Source organism: Okeania sp. SIO2B9, assembly GCF_010672505.1.
Lineage (GTDB): Bacteria > Cyanobacteriota > Cyanobacteriia > Cyanobacteriales > Microcoleaceae > Okeania > Okeania hirsuta.
This window is the reverse complement of record NZ_JAAHGK010000598.1, coordinates 1-4,495: the sequence shown is the minus strand read 5'-3', so window position 1 is coordinate 4,495 and position 4,495 is coordinate 1. Positions and strand designations below refer to the sequence as shown.

5 protein-coding genes are annotated in these 4,495 nt (G+C 36.2%); 1 reads left to right on the top strand and 4 read right to left on the bottom strand.

Translation table 11 applies throughout. The features are described from left to right. A partial coding sequence (locus F6K13_RS19845) for a hypothetical protein (RefSeq protein WP_287288127.1) occupies nt 1-206 on the top strand: 206 nt, incomplete at its 5' end. Nucleotides 207-305: 99 nt separating this feature from the next. On the opposite strand, the gene F6K13_RS19840 is transcribed toward F6K13_RS19845, so the two are convergent. The 4 genes from F6K13_RS19840 to phnG form a co-directional block, all read right to left on the bottom strand. Next, nucleotides 306-1,376: a carbon-phosphorus lyase complex subunit PhnI gene (locus tag F6K13_RS19840; protein ID WP_124146792.1), complete on the bottom strand. Its 1,071-nt coding sequence runs from the start codon at nt 1,374-1,376 to the stop codon at nt 306-308. 818 nt (nt 1,377-2,194) lie between these two features. Further along, a complete protein-coding gene (phnH, locus tag F6K13_RS19835; RefSeq protein WP_124155810.1) occupies nt 2,195-2,788 on the bottom strand; it encodes a phosphonate C-P lyase system protein PhnH in 594 nt (197 codons plus the stop codon). A 109-nt stretch (nt 2,789-2,897) separates the two neighbouring features. After that, nucleotides 2,898-3,107 (bottom strand): hypothetical protein, encoded by a 210-nt coding sequence (locus F6K13_RS19830; protein ID WP_124146794.1) that lies wholly within the window; start codon nt 3,105-3,107, stop codon nt 2,898-2,900. A gap of 241 nt (nt 3,108-3,348) precedes the next feature. After that, the gene (phnG, locus tag F6K13_RS19825; protein WP_124146795.1) at nt 3,349-3,792 is read right to left on the bottom strand and encodes a phosphonate C-P lyase system protein PhnG; all 444 of its coding nucleotides are present in this window, start codon (nt 3,790-3,792) and stop codon (nt 3,349-3,351) included. Nucleotides 3,793-4,495: the final 703 nt, after the last annotated feature.

The following is a 4,495-nucleotide window of genomic DNA, read 5'->3' as shown; positions in this document are numbered from 1 at the left end:
TTATCATTTTCTTTGTGGGTTTAATACCCCACCGTCTACACGGTGTTCAAAATTACTTGGGGTTAGAATCCCCATGTAATTTTCCTCCTGTCTCCTGTCTCCTGTCTCCTGTCTCCTTCTTCAATCATTATTCATTATTCATTGTTGACTACCTACCACCTAATACCAAGAGTGAAAAAAGAATTCTTAACTTAGACGACACTTAAATTATCAACTAATTAATACTAGGGAGTCAAATTAGGTAATTAATTTTGCCTCAGCAATTAATTGTTAATTATTCATTGTTAATTATTCATTATTCATTATTAAATGTGTTCCTTCCGCAGCTTTCTAATTAAATTTATTTCTGCTTGAAAATCAATATAGTGAGGTAATTTTGAATGCTGTACAAACCCTTGAGCTTGAACATTATCTGAGTGATACAAAACAAACTCCGGGTCTTGAGCAGGTCCTTGTATTTCCTCCCCCAATTCTTTAGCTTGCATAGCACGGTCCACTAACGCCATTGACATTGCTTTTCGTTCGTTATAGCCAAAAGTTAAACCGTAACCACGGGTAAGTTGTGGTGCTGCTTCCTTACTACCTGTAAACATATTTACATTTTCAGCTTCAGTAATAGTAATCTCAGCGATCGCTATTTCAAAACCCAATTCTTCTGGACAAATAACAACTTCTACTTCTCCCATTTTTATTTCTCCGGCGAAGGGATGGGTACGACCATAACCCCTCTGAGTTGAATACCCTAAACTAAGTAAAAAACCCTCATCTGCACGAGCTAAATTTTGTAATCTCGCGTCTCTCTCTGCGGGTAATTTTAGAGGTTTTCTTGTTAAGTCATAAGGTTGTTTATCATCCTCTATTTTTTCCTCATAAACTAATCCTTCTTTCTCTAAAATATTCATTACTCTAGGAAAGTTTTCATCTAAGTTTAAATTTTGGCTTTGAGGAGCAGTATAGTTATTTCCTTCCGCAGCTAATTTAAAGTCTAATAGTCGATGAATATAATCAAAAGTTGGTCCTAAATATTGACCTCCGGGAATATCTTTAAATATTGCAGAAATTCGCCGTCGAATCTTCATTTTGATAGTATCCAATGGTTGACTATAATAAAGTCTTGGTAAAGTAGTTCGATATGCTCTTAATAAAAATATTGCTTCAACTAAATCCCCCCATGATTGTTTAATTGCTAAAGCAGCTAGGTCTCGATCATATAGGGCACCTTCGCACATAACTCTATCAACTGCGAGGGTAAGTTGTTGTTTAATTTGCTCTAAACTTAGTTCAGAAATATTGGGGTCTCCCCGCCGTAAAGCTTGCAATAGTGCTTCAGCATTTTTGATTGCTTCTTCTCCACCTTTTACAGCTACATAAGCCATGTTTTTTTACCTCAATTTTTGTAAGCATTCAGCTGTCAGCCATCAGCTATTACTTTTAGTTTACGATAAAAGCTTTGATCGTAAAAAGCTTTATTAATTGTCTTACTACAACAGTTGCCTCCCTTGCCCTTAAAGTCTATTTTCATTTAAATACTGTCTTTAAGGAGAGAGTCTTGTTGCGCTGGAATTGACAGTTAGTAACTTAAATTTTACCAAATTTTTCTCTTAGTTTGCAGTTTTTTTATAAGCATTCAGCGGTCAGCATTCAGGACTTCAGCTATCAGCTTCATTACCTTTAATTGACAATTAAAGCTCGTAGTTCTTGTGCTTCAATTTTCTAGTTAAAAATGTAGTAGAACTTAAGCGAATGCTTGCTTAATTCGTTAAATATATAGCGTTTCTCAGTAAGCTTGAGGTATACTTTTATCTTGACTTCACTATTGCCTATTGCCTGTTGCCTAAAGCCTAGAGTTTTGTACCTCACTCTTTTTGGGAATTGCTATATCAGAGCTAACTCCTAATAGCTGTTTACCGAAGAATTAATTATTAATTATTAATTATTAATTATTAAATAATTCTGGTTTAAAGCCTCCCCTTTTAAGGGGAAAAAGCGGTCGTTAGCGTAGCTTCCCGAAGGGTGGGATGGCGATCTTCGGAGCGGGTCTGCAAGAACGGGTCTCCTCGCTGTCCTCCAATCGATCAAGAGAAAAGAAATAATATTTCCTTATATTCAATTCCGTAACGGTTTTAACCAGAGGTAATTATCAATTATCCATTATAAATTATCAATTAATTAAGCAGCATTTCGCAGGAAATACTTACGTTTTTACTAATCTACTTTTAGTTGTTCTTGGTAAACCAATAACTGTATTTTGAGCAAAGAAAAATATATCTACTCCTAAAGGATAATTATTAAAGTTAACTTCCCATTCTGACCAGAAAAATTCCGGTAATTTCGGAATTGAAATTGCTATTTCTTCTAAAATTCCCGGTCCTTTCAATATAACTTTATCGCCAGATTCTAAATTCGATCCTTGCACAAATAAAGTAGTTGAATTTTCTGGTTCTTCTGCCGTACCATGATGAAAGTTTGATAGCTTGGGAATAGTTTGAATATTCTTTATTACAGCAAAGTCAGCAATTTGAGAATTTTCGGTAAAATGACAACCTGTGTGAAACAATAACCAAGCTTTTACATCTTGATGAAAATCTGAACTTAACCATACTTTTGTTTCCAAATCTAACATTGTCAAACAGGCAGCAGCACAAGCTATATTCAAGTCAGATGGTGGTGTTAATTTAGCATCTATTTTTTGCTGCTTTCCTGGATAAGATAAGGCATTTAGTAGATGGGTAAAAGTTCTTTGAGAATTATGTACAATATCAGGCAATCCTGGTAGTTTAGTAATCATAAAAAAAGCTTTGAAGCTAACAAGTACCTGTGACAATTAGTTGATTGATTTATTATTAGAAATATAGCGTTTATCAGCCTAATGAGGTACACTTATCTTTATTGTTCTTCTATTCCCTGTTCCCTTTTCCCTCTCTTGGTGCGCGTTCCCTCTCTTGGTCAGCATTCCCTCTCTTGGTCGGCATTCCCTTGCGACTGGCATCGTCGCGGGGTCTGACCGCTTGTGTCTGTCGCCGACGCGGGGTCGCACCGCTGTTTCCTAAAACTAACGAATTGGCGTTGCTGAGTGGTAATAATTTTGAGATTAACTTTGGGCGCAAAACATCAGTTTTTCAATTTTACCTTCAGCTAATAGACATCTCCAAGAATCAAAAATCAATATCTATATCCCAAAGGAATTATCAATTCTTTACCCCTATAGCAAAGCTGCCTACTCCCTACTCCCTATGGGTGGAGTAGATGTCTAATTATCATTACATTTAAGCAACGCCAACGAATTTTGTACCTCACGCTTCTTGGGAATTGCTATAACACTAATAATACACCTCACACAAAAATTGATTAATCCCCTCTGGCAATAGTAAAAAAATTAACTTTCGTAGCTTCTGTTTGTAGTTGTTCAATTTCCTTTTGGTGATTAACTTCTGCTTCAATAAATTCAAGAACGACAGACTTTACAACATCATGCCATTCAGGCAGTTGCATTAAACCATCGCACAAAGCAGCAAGTTCAGCATGACGATGCGATCGCCCTGCCACATAACCAAAACCCATAACATCCTCTATCTTGACTGCACAACGAGTAATAGTTATTTCCCCTAGATTAAATATTTGTCCCGTTCCACCAGCGCGGCCTCGTACCATTGTCAGACCTATTTCTGGTGGCCTTATAAAGTTGTATGCAGGCAATTTGCCTATCTCTGCAACTTTTGTCTCTAACTGCTTCAAATTAGATTTAGCTAAGGTTTTTATCCATCCCTGTCGCATTTCTGTTTGAATGTCCATAGATTGGTTTTCTAGTCCAATTAACCAGAGCAATATTTGTATATACAAATTCCAATATATACAATATATAATAGATATATACCTTTTATTCAAAAAAAACTAACTGCTACATTGCGGTTGTCATAATGGTCAAAATATTAGTATTCAATTATCGAGTAAACGCCCATTTCTCAAAGTAATATCTGGCAATTTAGGGGGTGGGGGTGATCTCTATGACTAATATCAATTCACTTTAAAGATGTCACAAATAGTTTCAAACCCAATATCTGAAATAATTTCCTGAAATTACTGTGGCATCAAAGTTTGGAGTCTATAAAATTTAACTTTTAACTTTTGATTTTTGACTGTCTTGAGTGCGTCTTACATCCTGAGGGTGCCTCAGAATTTCGCACTCGCTTTTGACTTCCGTGAAACGGTATAAGAGTCAATCTTCCAACTCAATTATCAATTCTCTGGAACTCATGACTTTTTGCAGATAACTGGCCAAGTTAGGCATATTTTTTTCTAATTCTGGAAAAAACTCAAAACTTTGTTCAATACCATTAGTATATTTAACTTTGACTGCTCCCCAGACTCAAGTCACGGGGATTCTAAGCAGATACTACGCAACAGGATAAATCCGTGTTGCTCCGTTTCTTCTTAGCTGACCAAAGATATACTCTTTGGGGACAAGTCAAAGTGCCCCTACACAGTTGGCTTAAGT

Coding starts and splice junctions, on each gene's coding strand:
- phnH (WP_124155810.1), bottom strand. CDS start 2,788: ATGATTACTAAACTACCAGGATTGCCTGATATTGTACATAATTCTCAA.
- phnG (WP_124146795.1), bottom strand. CDS start 3,792: ATGGACATTCAAACAGAAATGCGACAGGGATGGATAAAAACCTTAGCT.
- F6K13_RS19840 (WP_124146792.1), bottom strand. CDS start 1,376: ATGGCTTATGTAGCTGTAAAAGGTGGAGAAGAAGCAATCAAAAATGCT.